A 15,776-nucleotide genomic window follows, 5' to 3' on the forward strand; every position below is an offset into this window, starting at 1 on the left:
CCCGGCGGATACCGGCAGATCGGCGGTTGCCGAGTGCTGCGAGGTATGTCGGGCCATTTCCCAGATCTCTGCACCGGTGCGGAGGGATAATTCGCCATACGCCGGGGCGGAAGCAGGGCCGGGCGGCGGACGGGGCCGGGTGGGCGCGTGGACACGATGACGGAGCTGCTGGAGACGCCCGCGGCCATCCTGGCGCTGGTCACCGCGGTCACCGGCATCGTGACGTTCCTCTTCGACTCCACCGGCGTCGCCGCCGAGCACCCGGGCGCGTACCAGCGGATCACGGGCGCGGTCCTCGCCCTGGCCGGCGGCGGTGCGGCCGCGGCGGCCTGCGCCTGGCTGGCCGGGCGCGGCCTGCCGCCCCGGTGGGAGACCGGCACGTACGTGGCCTGCGGCGCGCTCGCGTTCGGCCTGCCGGTGCTGGGCTTCGGGGTCCGGCGGATCCGGCGTTCTGCCGCCTCGGAAGAGATCCGCCGGCTCAAGCGGCTGGCCGGGAGCGTGCTCGACGTCCTCGGCAAGGACGCGGCCAAGGCGTCGGTCTTCGACGCGCCCGTCTACGTGGCGCTGTCCGTGCTGCGGCGCGAGGGCAGGACGCGGCGGGTGCCGGCGCTGCGGGCGCTCGCCGGGACGGGCGAAGGGGTGTCGATCCTGACCGGCTCCGTCGCCACGGGGAAGTCCACCGTACTGCGCCGCCTGGCCCGTACCAGCTGCGAGGAGGCGGTGCGCCGGCGCCGGCCGCGGCGGGTGGCCGTCTACGTCGACCTGCGCGACCCAAAGCTGATGGGCGGCCCGCCGACCCCCGACACGCTGCGCGCGCACATCGCCGGCACGCTGGGCGCCGACAGCGACGTGGTACGCGAGACGGCCGGGAGCATCCTGCGCAGCCCCGGCAGCTCCCGATGCCAGGTGCTGCTGCTGTTCGATTCGATCGAGGCCCTGGGACCCGCCGGCGCCGAGGCCGCGTGGGACGCGATCGGGCGGCTCGTGAGCGACAACGCCAGGCTGCGCGCGGTGGTGGCGACCAGGGACGGCGCCCTGGCCGCCGCCGAGGGCCGATCGTCGTGGCGGCTGACCGCGCTCGGCGACCGCCAGCGGCTGGCCTTCATGCGGGCCGCCGGGCTGCCCTGGCCGGCCAGGACGTTGCGGCGGCTGCGCGAACGCCACCACATGGCCCGGGTCCTGGACAGCCCGCTGCTGTTCGGCCTGCTGTGCCGGCGGCTTGCCCGGTCACCCGGCGCGCTCCCCGGCGGCCTGGACGGCTACCGGCTGGTCGGCGAGACCCTGGCGGAGCTGCTCGCGCGGGCGGACGAGCAGACCTGGACGGCCGCGGCGGACCTCGCCCGCCGCATGATCGGAACGGACTTCCTGCCGCCGGCGGAGGCCGCCGCCGTTGTGCCCGCTCCCGAGCCCCTGGACACGCTCCTGGCCCGCGAGGTGCTGCGGCGGCCGGCGCCGGATCTGATCGGGTTCCGGCATCAGATCTTCCACGAGTACTTCGCCTGCAGGTGGCTGCTGGCACGGACGGTCGTCCCGGAGGCGGAGGCGCTGCTGGCGGACCCGGCGTGGCGGCTGCCGCTGGTGGTGGCGCTGGAGCAGGGCTCACCCGAACAGGCCGGCGGCCTGCTGGCGGCGGCGGAACGCATCCTGGCGGACGCGGCCGGCGATCCTGACGTCATCGGCGACCTGCGACCCTATCTGGACGAGGAGCCGGGCGCGCACATCTCCCGCCACGGCCACGACTTCCGGTGGCCGGCGGGCGCGAGGCAGGCGCTGACCGTGCTGCACGAGTCCCAGGTGGCGATCCCCGGAAGCATCCGGGCTCTGGCGGACCGGCTCATCGTGAGCGCCGTGCTCTTCGGCACCCCCGTCGAGCAGCTGGCGGCCGTGAAGCTGCTGCCGTGCCTGTCGGCGGAGGCCGGATCGTGGGTCACCCAGCACGTCTACCTGGGGCAGCCGGCGCTCGGCCGGCGGCTGAGGCTGCACGGAAGGCTGTTCGACGGTGACGAGCTGCCCGACGACACCACCTTGGCCCTGTTCGACGCCCCGCACGTCTTCGCGAAGCTGCCGCCGCGCGCCCGGCTGGAGGCGGTCGCCCTCACGGTCAGCAGCAAGCGGGTCATCGCGCGTGGTCTGGCACGCGGGGCGCTCGTCCCGGAGGGCGACGGCTCCGGCACTCTGGCCGGAACGATGCGCGGCCTGCTGTCGGTGTTGCAGCGGTCAGCCGTCATGCTGCTGACCATCGGTGGCTTCGTGCTGTCCGGGGCCCTGCTCACGCAGGACTGGCCGGCGGTCATGGTGCTCGGCCCGCTGCTGGCGATCCCGGCGTCCTTCCTGGTCAGCGGCGTGTTGCGGAGTCCTCAGCCGGAGGTGCTGTTCGGGCTCGGCGCGACCGCGGCGATCTTCGCCTTGGTCTTCGGGCTGCTCTCGCTGCTCTCGCTGCCTGGCATGTTCGTGGAGGATCCCGGCGCTTTCGCCGGCGCGCTGCTCATCGTCGCGGTGGTGACCTGGCCGGGCGCCATGCTGCTGCTGACCGGGCTCGGCAGCGTGCCGGAGGGGTGGCACAAGGTGCTGCCGCAGCTCGTTCTGCTGCGGCTGGCCGTCCCCGTCGCGGCGGAGCGGCTGCGGGTCTGGCTGCCTGTCGTCCGCGCGCACCTGACCTTCTCCGTGGCCCTGCGCCGGATCCGCCGTGGCCTGCTGCCCGTGCTCGTGGTGAGCTCCTCGGTCGCGGCGCTGCTCCTCGACCTGCCCGGCCTGCCCCGCGCCCAGCATGAATCGCTGCGCGGCCTGATCGTCGGCGGAGTTCTGGCGCTCGGCTGGCTGGTCGCCAGAATCAGGGACCAGCTCGTGTCGAGGAGGGCGAGGCTGCGCTTCTCCGCCGTCGTCAACCGGCAGAAGCTGACCCAGGAGGGCCTGCTGGGCCTGCTCCTCGCGCAGAACAGGCCCCAGGACGCGCACCGGATGATCGGCGCCCTGGCCGCGGAGCGGCACCAGGTGCTGTATCCGGTGCGTGACGTGCTGGCGGACCTGGCCGCCGGGCTCAGTCACGTCCGCCGCCTGGTTCCCGCCGACACCAGGATGCACCTGTCCCGGGACCTGTGGGACTACGCGCCGCGCTTTCGTACCCGGGGCTTCACCGAGTGGCTCATCGCGTTCGACTCCAAGCACCCTGGGCGGCTGGTGTGGCTGGCCGGGCAGCCGGGCAACAAGGCGGCCGTCGCCGCGGACAGGGCCGCCTCGCCGCCGCCGTCATAGGCGCAGGACCTCGATCAGGGTACGCCCGAAGCCGTCGAGATCGGCGGCGGTGAACCGGGCGGACCGGCCGGTGAGGGCCAGCTCGTACTCCCGGCCCCGGGGTGTGGCGGTCAGGCCGAGGTCGAAGCCGGGATCGTCCAGTTCGTGCTCCCAGACCCGCGCCCGCAGCCCCGCCCAGTCCTGCGCCGGCGCCGGGTCGTCACGGTGGACGAAGGCCGCCTGGAACGTCGGGTGCACGCCGGGCAGGCGATGGCCGCCCAGCCCGGACACCAGCGCGTCGAACGGGATCTCGTTGGCCAGCGCCCCCGCGACCGCCTCCCTGACGCGGCTGAGCAGCGCGGGGAAGCCGTCCGGCACGCTCACCCGGAGCGGCACCAGGTTGATGAAGCAGCCCACGACCCCCTCCAGCTCGCGCCGGCCGCGCCCGCTGGTCACCGTGCCGACGACCAGGTCGCGCCGGCCGCTCAGGCGGTGAAGCAGCACCAGGTACGCCGACAGCAGCACGGCGAACGGCGTCGCCGGGCCGTCCCCGCGCAGGTCGTCCAGCACGTCACGGCCGATCCGGGCGACCGCGCTGGCCTTGCCGCCGCTGTGCGGGATCCGCGGGAACACCGGCTCGATCCCCGCCAGCCGCTCCCGCCAGTACGGCAGCCGCTCGGGCACGCGCTCCCCCGCCCGGCCCAGCGACCAGGCGGCGTAGTCGGCGTACTGCGGGGACGGGGGCGGCGGCAGGTCCGCGCCCGAGTACAGGGCCGCCAGGTCGGCCGCCACCAGCGCCACGGAGCCGCCGTCGCAGGCGATGTGCGGGCAGACCAGGAACAGGCGGTGCTCCAGCGGCCCCACCCGGTACACGCTCAGCCGCAGCACCGGCCCCCGCGCCAGGTCGAACCGCTCCCCCGCGGCCGATGCGGCCAGCGTCAGCGCCTCGGGCTCGCGTTCCTCGTCGGGCAGGCAGGTCAGGTCCACCAGCTCCAGCGGTACGGGCTGCGCGGGCCTGATCACCTGCCGGGGCAGGCCGTCGATCGCGGTGAGCCGGGTGCGCAGCGCCTCGTGCCTGGCCACCAGGGCGGAGAGCGCGGCCGAGAGCCTGGTCAGGTCCAGCTCGCCGGTGACCGCGAGGCCGAGGGTGACGTTGGGCGGGGCGGCGCCGGGGGTGGCCTGCCCGGCGAGCCAGATCCGGCGCTGCTCGTGGGAGCACTCCATCGGGGCCCCGGTCCTGGGCAGCACGGGGATGGCGGTGGCGGCCGCCTTCCGGGCGAGCAGCCGGGTCATCAGCTCCCGGCGTCCGCCGGACAGCCCGGCCACGCGGTCCGCCGCCTCCCCTGCCGTCACGACGTGCCTCCCGCCGGGCCGCTGGGATCCGGACAGCCCGGCCACGCGGTCCGCCGCCTCCCCTGCCGTCACGACGTGCCTCCCGCCGGGCCGCTGGGATCCGGTGGGCCGGCGGCCGTGGTGTCCGGCGCTTCGAGTGCCTTCTTGATGGCGTCCAGGAAGACGATGGCGTCGTGCCCGTTGGCGTAGCGGTGGTCGTAGGCCAGGCCGAGGTGCACGGTGTGGCGGGCCTCGAAGCCGTCGCCCACCGGGACGGCCTCGCGTTGCGGGGCGGCCAGGGACAGCGCGCAGATCTGGCCGGGGAACACGATGGGGATCGCCAGCGTGACCGTGCTCTCGTTGTGCAGGGTCACGACGATGTTGGCGCCGGACAGGTCGGACTCCTGGAAGCCGCCGCGCATGGCGGCCAGCCGGTACGTCATGAGCGTGCGCGAGATCTGGGCCAGCGAGAGGCTCGCGGCGTCGTGCACGACGGGGACGTACAGTCCGTTGCCGGTGTCCATGGTGATCCCGATGTGCGCGGCCTGCGGGCGCCGCAGGCGGCCGGGGCCGATCGGGGTGGCGAACAGCGGCTCGAACCGTTCGGCCAGCCCCGCCACGGCCTTGACCAGCAGCTCGGGCAGGCCGACGAGGGTGCGGAGCCGGGGGGTGAGCTCGCGGGCCAGCCGCAGCGCCTCTTCCACGTCGATCTTGACGACGGTGAAGGCGGCCGGCACTTCGCGGTGGGTCCTGCTGACCACGTCGGCGATGCGTGTCTGCGTGCGGGACAGCACGATCTCGTCGCCGTCCCCGAGCTCGGCCGGCACGGGCTCAGCCGCTACGGACTCCGGCCCGGCCTTTTCTTGGGCGGGAGCGGGAGCGGGAGCGGGGGCGGGGGCGGGGGCGGGCGCGAGGGCGGGAGCGGGCGCGAGGGCGGGAGCGGGCGCGAGGGCGGGAGCGACTGCGGCGGCCTCGGTCACGTCGTCCCGCCGGATGACCTTCCTGCCCAGGGCCCGCACCTGGTCCTCGCCGACGCCCAGCTCCGCCATGAGCCGGCGGGCCGGAGCCGTGATGACCAGGTCGGAGCCGGGCACCGCGGCCGCTCCCGGATCCGGCGCGGTCCCGCGGTCGCCGAGCCGGGCGATGGTCTGCCCCGGCAGGCACTCGCCCCCCTCGGCGACGAGGTGCCGCAGCACGCCCGACCCCTCGGCCGCCAGCTCCTCCATCGTCTTGGACGTCTCGATCAGGGCCAGGACGTCCCCGGGCCGTACCGTGGAGCCGTCCTCGGCCACCCATTCCACCAGCACGTACGCGGCGTCATTGCTGTTGATCTTGGGGACGACCACGTCGTTCATGCCAGCGCCTCCAGTACGGCCAGACGGATGGTCTCCGCGTGCACGAGCACCTCGCGTTCCAGATGCGGGGCGGCGGGGATGACGCTGTCGGCCGCGCTGACCAGCGTGATCGGCCGGGAGAGCCGGTCCCACAGCGCCGGGTACAGCCGGGCCGCCACCTCGGCGCCCCAGGTGCCGCCCGCGGACCCGTCCTCCGCGACGCAGACGTGCCGGCCGCGCGGCGCGACCCCGCCGAGGTCGAACGGGTACAGCTGGGCCGGCACCAGCAGCTCGCACAGCACCTCGTGCTCCAGCAGCAGCTCCCGCATGGCCTCGATGGCGCGGTGGGCCATCCCGCCGGGGACGATCAGCGTGCAGTCGTAGTCGGTGACGCCGTCCAGCCGGACCCGCGCGACGCCGGGCGACTCCCCCACCGCCTCGAACCCGAACAGCTCGTCCACGACCCCGTCGCGGAACATCCGCCGCGTGTACAGGACCTTGTCCTCGAACAGCAGGCTCGGCCGCCGCGTGCAGAAACAGTGCTCCAGCAGCAGGCGGGCGTCGTGGAAGGGGGTCAGCTCCAGCACCGACAGGCCGGGGATGCCGATGAAGTGCTTCTGCGGGCTCTGGCTGTGCGTCGGGCCGTATCCGCGGTGGCCGCCCGACGGGCAGCGTACGACGAGGGGCATCGGGACGGGCCTGCCGTACATCGCGGTGGTCTTGCCGGCGAAGTTGAGCAGCTGGTCGAAGGCCAGACCGGCGAAGTCCGCGAACATGATCTCGACGATCGCCTTGTCACCGGCCAGCGCCAGCCCGGCTCCCGCGCCGACGATGGCGCCCTCGCTGATCGGGGTGGACCGGACCCGGTCCCCGAATCTCGACGACAGTCCTTTGGTGATCTTGAACGCGCCGCCGTAGGGGTCGGTGATGTCCTCGCCCAGGACGTACACGCTGGGGTCCGCCGCCAGGACGTCGTGCAGCGCGCGGTTGAGGTGCTCGGCGACCCGCTCGATCATGGGGCGGTCCAGCGCGCGGGCGGCCTGGCGGACACCTCGGCGACCAGGGCGGCCACGTGCCGCCGGCGGCTCTCGTCCGCCTCGGCGAACCGCCGCGGGAAGGCTCCGGCGTACCGCTCGTACCAGTCGTGCTCCTTGACCGCCAGCAACTGCCGCGCGGTACGGGTGTCGTCGCCCTTGCTGTGCGGCCCCAGCCGATGCGTGACGAACTCCACCACCAGCGGGCACCCCGTCTCCCTGACCGCCGCGACGGGCCCGGCGAGCTCCGACCTGATGGCGTTCACGTCGATGGACTCCACCCGCCGGTACGGGATCCCGAACGCCGCCGCCCGGCCCGCGATGCTGCCCGCCATCCCGTGCTCGGTCGGCGTGGACTGGGCGATGCCGTTGTTCTCGACCACGACCAGCAGCGGCGTGCGCCAGAGGGCGGCCAGGTTCAGCGCCTCGTACACCGCGCCCTCGCCCCACGTGCCGTCACCCAGATACGCGCACGCCAGCGCGCCCCGGCCGGCCCTGCGCAGCCGCAGCGCCATGCCGACCGCCACCGGCAGGCTCTCGCCCTGGACGCCGGTGGACATGAAGGCGCGATGGTAGACGTGCTGGCTGCCGCCCACCCCGCCGCACAGCGCGCCCTCCCTGCCCATGATCTCGGCCAGCAGCCCGTCCGCCTCGTCGCCGTAGCGGGCGAGGAAGTGGCCGTGGCCGCGGTGGTTGCTGAAGGTGAAGTCGTCCTCGCGCAGCAGCGGGTTCAGTGCCACGGGTACGTACTCCTGGCCCAGGCAGGTGTGCGTGGTGCCGGAGAGCAGGCCCTCGCTGAAGAGGCCGAGCAGGGCGGTCTCGAAGTGCCGGATGAGCAGCAGGCTCGCGAGGTCGTCGTCGGCGAGGGGCGACAGGCCGCGCTCCGCGCCTTCCAGGATCATGCCGTTCACCGGGCCCGCCCTTCCGCGACCGCCCGCCCTTCCGAACCTGCCCCTTCCGCGTCTGCCTCTTCCCGGCCTGCCCCTTCCGCGCCTACTCCCTCTGGGCCTGCTCTCTCTGGGCCTGCTCGTTCCGGGATTGCCCTTGCGGCGGCGAGGCTGGCCAGCGCCGCTCGACGCCGTTGCGCGAGCGGGGACGGCGGCGGCGGGGCGAGCCCGGTCAGGTACGTCTCCAGCGCGTCCCTCTTCAGCCCGGCGGTGAACGTGCGGGCCGCCTGCCTGGAGCGTGCCGCGAGGTCGGCGTGGTGATGGGGGTCGTCGGTGAGCCGGCGCAGCGCGGCCAGCCAGGGGCCCAGGTCCTGTTCGGGCACAACGGGCACCGGTCGGGCGTGCCCGGCGGCCTCGTAGCGCTCGACCGGCCGGACCGGCAGCAGGTACGGCACGCCGAGCTTGGCCTCCGCCAGGCCGCCGGTGTCGGAGGCGAGGACGGGGACGCCGCTGAGCATGGCCTCCACGCAGGCGTACCCGAAGGTCTCGTCCCACAGGGAGGGCATGAGCAGGATCCGGGTACGGCGCAGGATCTCGTGGACGTCGTCGGCCGGGGGCATGATCGTGATGTTCGGCCTGCGGGCCAGCTCCGCGCGTTCGGCCTCCGTGGTGCCCCAGGTCGGCACGGCCAGGAAGGCGATGCCGGGGCAGGCGTCGGCCAGGCCGAGGAAGATCGGCAGGCCCTTGTAGCCGCACGGGTTGATCATGGTGACGTAGGGGCCGGGGCTGGTCGGGTCGTCTGGCGGGTGATCGTAGATGTGCGGATATATCAGGGTCGACTCCAGGGAGGCGTGGCGGCGGCAGTAGTCCTGCGCGGCCCGGCTGACCGCGACCACCCCGGCGGCCCGCCGCACCATCCGGGTGCCCGCGGCGCTCGGATAGAACGCGCCGGGGCCGAAGGGCAGTTGCTGCAGCGTGTGAACGAGATAGACGACACGGTCGGGCGTGGCTCGCAGCGCCGCGCCAAGGACGATCAGGCCCGGGTCGTCCGAAGGCACGAGCGTCCAGTCGGGCGCGAGCCGGCCGGCCACCTCCGCGACCCGCCTGGCCAGCAGATGCGGCTCGGTCACCGCGTGCACCGTGACACCACGGTAGGAGTAGACGACCTCGCCGGGGCCGCCCGTCTCGCCAGGGCCGCCGGTCCCGCCAGAGCGGGCGATCTCGCAGGGGCCGCCCGTCTCACCGGGGGCGCCGGCCTCGCCGGAGCTGCCAGCTTCGCCGGGGCCGCCGGTCTCGACGAGGCGGGCGCCGCGGCGGATCAGGTCCTCGGCGCCCGCGCCGTCCGGTCCCGTACGCAGGGCGCCGGACAGGGGCGCCACCACGTGCACGTCGTGTCCCCGCGCGGCAAGGTGCTCCATGAGAATGCGGTTGGACTTGTTCGCGCCGCCGTGGGAGGGCAGGTGGATCAGGTTCTGGGCGAGCAGGATTCTCACGGGGCGCCTCGCTCGGCCAGCCGCCGCCGCAGCTCGGCGACGAGCACCCGCCGCTGCCCAGCAGGAAGCCCCGCCAGCCGCCGCCCAACGGCATTCGCACCCCCATCCCCGTCCGCCCCGCCCTGGCCGCCGTCACCTGAGCCGCCGGAGAGGGGGCCGCCGGAGAGGGGGCCGCCGGCAGCGCCGCGACCACCGGCGCGGGAACCGCTGGGGGTGACGTCCTCCGGCCTGCCGTGGCCAACGCCGTCCAGACCGGTGTGCCGGACGCCCTCCGGGCCAACGTGCCGGACGCCCTCCCGGTCAGAGTGCCGGACGCCCTCCGGGCCGGTGCTGCGGACGCCCTCCCGGCCAGCGTGGCGGACGGCGTTCGGGTCGGTGTGAGGCGGGTGTGGCGGGGCGGCGGGGGTTATCAGCAGGGACTCCAGGTGTTCTGCGGCGAGCGTCAGGCCGTTGGCCGCGTCCGCTGGCCCGGGTGCGAGTGGTCGGCGCACGTCCTTGAGCCCGTCCTTCAGGGCGGCGTTCAGGGCGGCGTTCAGGGCGGTGGCCACCTCTTCGGGGGTCCATCGGGCTTCGGGGAGCCAGTGGGCGAGGCCCTGGCCGGCCAGGCGGGCGGCGTTGTCGGGACGGTCGGCGCCGTGCGCGAGGATCACCTGTGGGGTGCCGGCGGCGAGTGCCCTGGTCAGGGTGCCGATCCCGCCGTGGTGCAGCACGGCGGCGACCTCCGGCATGACCGTGCGGAAGGGCAGCCGGGGGAACCACGTCACCCTGGGCGGGAGCGGTCGCGGAAGGAGCTCCTCGTGCGGGACCACCAGCAGCGCCGGCAATCCCGCCGACCGGCAGCCCGCCAGGGCCGCCTGGTAGAACCCGGCGTGCAGCATCCGCCCCGTGCCACCCGTGATCAGCACCGGCCGCACCGGCCCGCTCAGCAGCTCGGCCGCCGCCACGGGCAGCGGGTCTTCTGCCATGTTCTGGTGGGGCTCGGGGTCGTCGTCGGGCAAGGGGAAGCCCGTCAGCCGCACCGTACGGCCCGACGCGGGCCCGGCCTGGTCGAACCAGCGGGGCCAGAGCCCGACGTGCAGGTCGGCGGAGGAGAACCAGCCCGCCCAGTCGGCCACCGGCTCCAGCCCCAGGCCGTGGCGGACCTCGTCGATCCCTCCTGACAGCACGTGCTGGTGCAGGTGGCGGGCGACGTCGGCCGCCATCGGCTGGATCGGGGCCACCGCCACCCAGGCGGCGGGCACCCCCAGCAGCTCCCTGACCAGCAGCACCGACAGCGCGGAGGTGTGCCGGCCGACCAGCACGGTACGCCCGCGCCGGACCCGCCCGGCCAGCTCCCGGCACTCCAGGGCGAGTTGTTCGAACAGCCCGTTGCGCCGGTAGAACTCCAGCCAGTCCAGCGTGCCCAGGCCACCGGGCAGCAGGGCGGTGTCGGCCGAGTAGCGCTCGAACCCGTCCGGCGTGTCGATCGGCACGAAATCGAGCCCGGCCGCCTCGGCCCGGCGCCGGTAGGGGGCGTGGGTCAGGAGCGTCACCGCGTGCCCGCGTTCGAGCAGCACCCGCCCCAGCCGGACGAACGGCAGCACGTCCCCGTCCGTGCCGTGCGTCACCAGCAGCATGCCGGTCTCGGAAGCGGCCCCTGGACCGATGCCCGCGCCCGTCACGTCGAGGTCTCGCCCAGCGGCGAGCTCTCGTCCAGCAGGCTCCTGACCTCGTCCTCGGACATGCCGTCCAGCTCGTCGAGCAGCTCCGCGAGCTGCTCGTCGGTGACCCCGCCGAGCAGGGTCTCGTCGATCAGCCTGGCGGCCTCCGCGACGGTGAACTCCGTCGCGAAGAGCTCGTCCACGGGCAGCTCGACGCCATAGCGTTCCTGGACCCGCCCCAGGAACTGGACCACGGTGAGCGACTGCGCGCCCAGCGTGAAGAAATCATCGGTGAGGGAGCGTGGCGGGGTGCTCAGGAGGTCGGTCCAGATCCCTATGACGACTTCCTCAGTCGGTGTCATTTTCCCGTTCTCCGGACGTTCAGAGGGCAGGACAAGTGTGGGAGCGCTCCCAAATAATGCCCAGGAAAGCCCCACACGAAGAGCCTGAGATCACGGGCGGCGGAAGTCAAGAGAACAATCTCAGTAATGTTTCCGAAACACCCTTGTAAGGATCCCCAGCTAGAGGCCCATGTCTGCCTGTTCGGCCGAACCAATCCAATCAAATCTTCAACTCATATTGACCTCGCCGGGACAGCCTCCTTACCCTGACGTCCCGTGGGAGCGTTCCCATGGAAACGGTTCAGCGGGTGCTCGCAGCGGGCGTCTCGTCCCCCCTCCGAGCGGGGACGACCACGCCTGTCCGACGAAGGATGGCGCGATGCGCGAAATGCCGCAGAAGGAGATCCCGATCCACCCATTGCCGGGAGAACTGAACGACACTGCGTTAGCCCTGCCCGACATTTCGGGAATGGTGCCGCTGTTCGAGGAGCGGGCCGCCAAAGCCCCCGACCGGACAGCGGTCGTGGACGATGCCCAGGTCACCTACGGGGAGCTGAACGCGACCGCCAACCGGCTGGCCCGCCGCCTGCAAGCCGCCGGAGTCGGAACCGGGCACATCGTCGCCTTATACGCCGGCCGCTCCGCCCAGACCCTCGCCGCCATGCTCGCCGTCATGAAGGCCGGCGCCGCCTACCTGCCGCTGGACCCCGACTACCCGGCCGCCCGCATCGAGCTCGTCCTGAGCGACTCCGGCGCCACCACCCTGCTGACCCAGCTCCACGACCGGTTGCCCGCCTTCACCGGCACCGTCCTCACCATGGATGCCGACTTATCCGCCTACGACGCCACCGACCTCGGCCTAGCGGTCAACCCTGGCGATCCCGCCTACATCCTCTACACCTCGGGCTCCACAGGCCGCCCCAAAGGTGTCGTCATCCCCCACCGGGCCCTGCTCAACTTCCTCATCGCCATGCGGGACCTTCTGGACGCCACGCAAGACGACATCTGGCTCGCCCTGACCTCCTTATCGTTCGACATTTCGGGGCTTGAGCTCTATCTCCCGCTCGTCACCGGCGCCCGGACGGTGATCGCCGACCCCGAGACGGCTCGCGACGGCCGCCGCCTGGCGGAGCTGATCCGGGCCCACCACGTCACCCACGTCCAGGCGACCCCCTCGGGCTGGCGGGTCCTCCTGGCCGGGGACTTCGCGGGCGCCACGATCACCGCCCTGGTCGGCGGCGAGGCGCTGACCGTCCCCCTCGCCCGTGATCTCCGCTCCCGCACCGCGCGGCTCTTCAACGTCTACGGCCCGACCGAGACGACCATCTGGTCCACCGCCTGGGAAGTCCCCCACAACCCCGACCAGATCTCCCTCGGCCACCCCCTCGCCAACACCCAGATCTACATCCTCGACCCAGACCTCCAACCCGTCCCCGACGGCACACCCGGCCAACTCCACATCGCCGGACACGGCCTCGCCCACGGCTACCACCACCACCCCGCAGTCACCGCCCACCACTTCACCCCCAACCCCCACGGCCCACCCGGAACCCGCCTCTACCACACCGGCGACCTCGTCCGCCAAAACCCCAACGGCACCCTCCACTACCTCGGCCGCACCGACCACCAAATCAAACTCCGCGGCCACCGCATCGAACTCGGCGACATCGACACCACCCTCGAAACCCACCCCCACGTCACCCAAGCCGCCACCACCGTTCATCGCGAGACTCTGGTGGCCTATGTGGTGAGCGGCGGGTTCGACCCGGAAGACCTGCGCGCCCACCTCGCCAGTCGGCTGCCCGCGTACATGATCCCGGCGGTGTTCGTCCCGCTCGGCGCGCTTCCCCTCACCCCCAACGGCAAGCTGGACCGCAACGCCCTGCCCGCGCCCGAGCTGCTGGAGAGCGGGTCCGGTGAGGAGCCGCGCACGCCGGTCGAGCGGCAGGTGGCCGAGGTGTTCGCGGACGTGCTCGGGCTGGACGCGGCCGGCACGGGCGACGACTTCTTCCTGCTCGGCGGGCATTCGCTGCTCGCGGCCAAGGCGGCGGCCAGGCTCACCGGGCGGCTCGGCGTCGAGGTGCCGGTCGCGATGTTGTTCGCGCACTCGACCGTGGCCGCGTTCGCCGCGGCCGTACAGGAGCTGGAGACCCCGTCGGTCCCGCTCGCGCCGCGCCCGGCGGGCAGCGCTCCGCCGCTCTCCGCCGCGCAGGAGCGGCTGTGGTTCCTGTACCGGCTCGACCCCGAGGACGCCTCGTACAACGTCTATCTGGCGCGGCGGCTGCGCGGCCCGCTCGACCCGGCGCGCCTGGCCGATACGCTCACCCGCGTCGCGGCGCGGCACGAGACGCTGCGCACCCGCTTCCCCGAGGCCGACGGCATGCCCGTCGCGGTGGTGGAGCCACCGGCTCCGGTCGCGGTCGAGCGGCTCGACGTGTCGCACCTGCCGCCCGATGCGCGCGAGGCGGAGGCCCGGCGCCTGGTGACGGTACGGGTGAACGCGCCGATGGATCTGGCGGACGCTCCCCCGCTGCGCGCGACGCTGATCCGGCTGGCCGCGGACGAGCATGTGTGGTGCGTCGTGTTCCATCACATCGTCGGCGACGGCTGGTCGCAGAACATCCTCCTGGACGACCTGGCCGCCTGCTACGACGGGCGGGAGCCGCCGGAGCTCGCCGTCCAGCACGGCGACGTCGTTCATTGGCGGCAGCGGCGGGACGCGGCCGGCGCGGGTGACGCCGCCCTGGCGTACTGGCGGGCGCGCCTGGCCGGGCTTCCGGCCTTGGACCTGCCTGCCGACCGGCCGCGCCGGGCGGACGCGCGGCGGCGCGGCGCGCTGCACCGGGCCACGCTGCCCGGCGCGACGGTGGCCGCGCTGGAGCGGCTCGGGCGCGAGACCGGCACGACGCTGTTCATGGTGCTGCTCGCCGCCTATCAGGCGGTGCTCGCGCGGCAGAGCGGGCAGCAGGACCTCGCGGTGGCCACGGCCGTCGCCGGACGGGACCGGGTCGAGCTGGAGCCGCTGATCGGGTTCCTGGCCGACACGCTGGTGCTGCGCGGCGATCTGTCGGGCGATCCCGCCTTCACCGGCCTGCTGGCACGGACGCGGGCCGCGGTGCTCGACGCCTTCCCGTACGGGGACGTCCCGATGGAACGGCTGGGCGGCGGCGATCGGGCCCCGCTGTTCCAGACCATGATGATTCTGCACACGCAGGACGACGGCGGCGCGGCGACGTTCGGGGGCGTCACGGCCGAGGTGTTCCATGCCGACTATGTCCCTGCCCGGTGTGATCTGACGCTGGACGCCTGGTTCGGCGGCGACGGGCTGGAGCTGACGTTCGGGTACGACGCCGCCCTGTTCGACCCGGCGACGATCGAGGGGATCGCGGCGCAGTTCGCCGGGCTGTTGCGGAACGCCGCCGAGGAGCCTGACGCCCGGCTGTCCCACCTGTCCCGCGTGACGGGCGCCGAACGCGAGCGGCTGCTGCACGGCCGGAACGACACTGTGTTAGCCCTGCCCGACATTTCGGGAATGGTGCCGCTGTTCGAGGAGTGGGCCGCCAAGGCCCCCGACCGGACAGCGGTCGTGGACGATGCCCAGCTCACCTACGGAGAGCTGAACGCGACCGCCAACCGGCTGGCCCGCCGCCTGCAAGCCGCCGGAGTCGGAACCGGACACATCGTCGCCCTGTATGCCGGCCGCTCCGCCCAGACCCTCGCCGCCATGCTCGCCGTCATGAAGGCCGGAGCCGCCTACCTGCCGCTGGACCCCGACTACCCCGCCGCCCGCATCGAGCTCGTCCTGAGCGACTCCGGCGCCACCACCCTGCTCACCCAGCTCCACGACCGGCTCCCTGCCTTCACCGGCACCGTCCTCACCATGGATGCTGACTTATCCGCCTATGACGCCACCGACCTGGGCCTAGCGATCAACCCCGGCGATCCCGCCTACATCCTCTACACCTCCGGCTCCACCGGCCGCCCCAAAGGCGTCGTCATCCCCCACCGGGCCCTGCTCAACTTCCTCATCGCCATGCGGGACCTCCTGGACGCCACGCACGATCACGCCTGGCTCGCCCTGACGTCCCTGTCGTTCGACATTTCGGGGCTTGAGCTCTATCTCCCGCTCATCACCGGCGCCCGCACGGTGATCGCCGACCCCGCGATCGTCCTGGACGGCGCCGCGCTCGCCGGCCTGATCCGCGCTCAGCGGGTCACCCACGTCCAGGCCACCCCTTCGGGCTGGCGGGTGCTCCTGGCCGGCGGGTACGCCGATCCCGGCATCACGGCCCTCGTCGGCGGCGAGGCCCTGAGCGAGCCGCTGGCCGTGGAGCTGCGGTCGAGGACGGGCCGCCTGTTCAACGTCTACGGCCCGACCGAGACGACCATCTGGTCCACCGCCTGGGAAGTCCCCCACAACCCCGACCAGATCTCCCTCGGCCACCCCCTCGCCAACACCCAGATCTACATCCTCGACCCAGACC

Annotated in this window: 9 protein-coding genes; 2 read left to right on the forward strand and 7 right to left on the reverse strand. The window is 73.4% G+C overall.

Annotated elements, in window-relative coordinates:
• Window positions 1-147: 147 nt before the first annotated feature.
• Window positions 148-3,252 (forward strand): NACHT domain-containing protein, encoded by a 3,105-nt coding sequence (locus ABEA43_RS21805; protein WP_345564325.1) that lies wholly within the window; start codon window positions 148-150, stop codon window positions 3,250-3,252.
• On the opposite strand, the gene ABEA43_RS21810 is transcribed toward ABEA43_RS21805, so the two are convergent.
• The 7 genes from ABEA43_RS21810 to ABEA43_RS21840 are packed head-to-tail and all read right to left on the reverse strand — an operon-like array spanning window position 3,247 to window position 11,313.
• On the reverse strand, window positions 3,247-4,656 hold the full coding sequence (locus ABEA43_RS21810) for a condensation domain-containing protein (protein ID WP_345564327.1): 1,410 nt from the start codon (window positions 4,654-4,656) through the stop codon (window positions 3,247-3,249). The genes ABEA43_RS21805 and ABEA43_RS21810 overlap by 6 nt on opposite strands.
• Window positions 4,653-5,918, reverse strand: a complete 1,266-nt coding sequence (locus tag ABEA43_RS21815; RefSeq protein ID WP_345564329.1) for a 2-oxo acid dehydrogenase subunit E2 — start codon at window positions 5,916-5,918, stop codon at window positions 4,653-4,655. The genes ABEA43_RS21810 and ABEA43_RS21815 overlap by 4 nt, the downstream gene beginning before the upstream one ends.
• A complete protein-coding gene (locus ABEA43_RS21820; protein ID WP_345564330.1) occupies window positions 5,915-6,913 on the reverse strand; it encodes an alpha-ketoacid dehydrogenase subunit beta in 999 nt (332 codons plus the stop codon). Before ABEA43_RS21820 ends, ABEA43_RS21815 begins: the two co-directional genes overlap by 4 nt.
• Window positions 6,910-7,833: a thiamine pyrophosphate-dependent dehydrogenase E1 component subunit alpha gene (locus tag ABEA43_RS21825; protein ID WP_345564352.1), complete on the reverse strand. Its 924-nt coding sequence runs from the start codon at window positions 7,831-7,833 to the stop codon at window positions 6,910-6,912. Before ABEA43_RS21825 ends, ABEA43_RS21820 begins: the two co-directional genes overlap by 4 nt.
• A gap of 5 nt (window positions 7,834-7,838) precedes the next feature.
• Complete coding sequence (locus tag ABEA43_RS21830) at window positions 7,839-9,311, reverse strand: glycosyltransferase (protein ID WP_345564332.1); 1,473 nt, start codon at window positions 9,309-9,311, stop codon at window positions 7,839-7,841.
• Window positions 9,308-10,972 (reverse strand): glycosyltransferase, encoded by a 1,665-nt coding sequence (locus ABEA43_RS21835; RefSeq protein WP_345564333.1) that lies wholly within the window; start codon window positions 10,970-10,972, stop codon window positions 9,308-9,310. Before ABEA43_RS21835 ends, ABEA43_RS21830 begins: the two co-directional genes overlap by 4 nt.
• Window positions 10,969-11,313: a phosphopantetheine-binding protein gene (locus ABEA43_RS21840; protein ID WP_345564335.1), complete on the reverse strand. Its 345-nt coding sequence runs from the start codon at window positions 11,311-11,313 to the stop codon at window positions 10,969-10,971. Before ABEA43_RS21840 ends, ABEA43_RS21835 begins: the two co-directional genes overlap by 4 nt.
• Before the next feature lie 358 nt (window positions 11,314-11,671).
• On the opposite strand from ABEA43_RS21840, the gene ABEA43_RS21845 reads away from it, so the two are divergent.
• A partial coding sequence (locus ABEA43_RS21845; protein WP_345564337.1) for an amino acid adenylation domain-containing protein occupies window positions 11,672-15,776 on the forward strand: 4,105 nt, incomplete at its 3' end.

This window comes from Nonomuraea rosea (assembly GCF_039539705.1).
In the GTDB taxonomy this organism is placed as follows: Bacteria; Actinomycetota; Actinomycetes; order Streptosporangiales; family Streptosporangiaceae; genus Nonomuraea; species Nonomuraea rosea.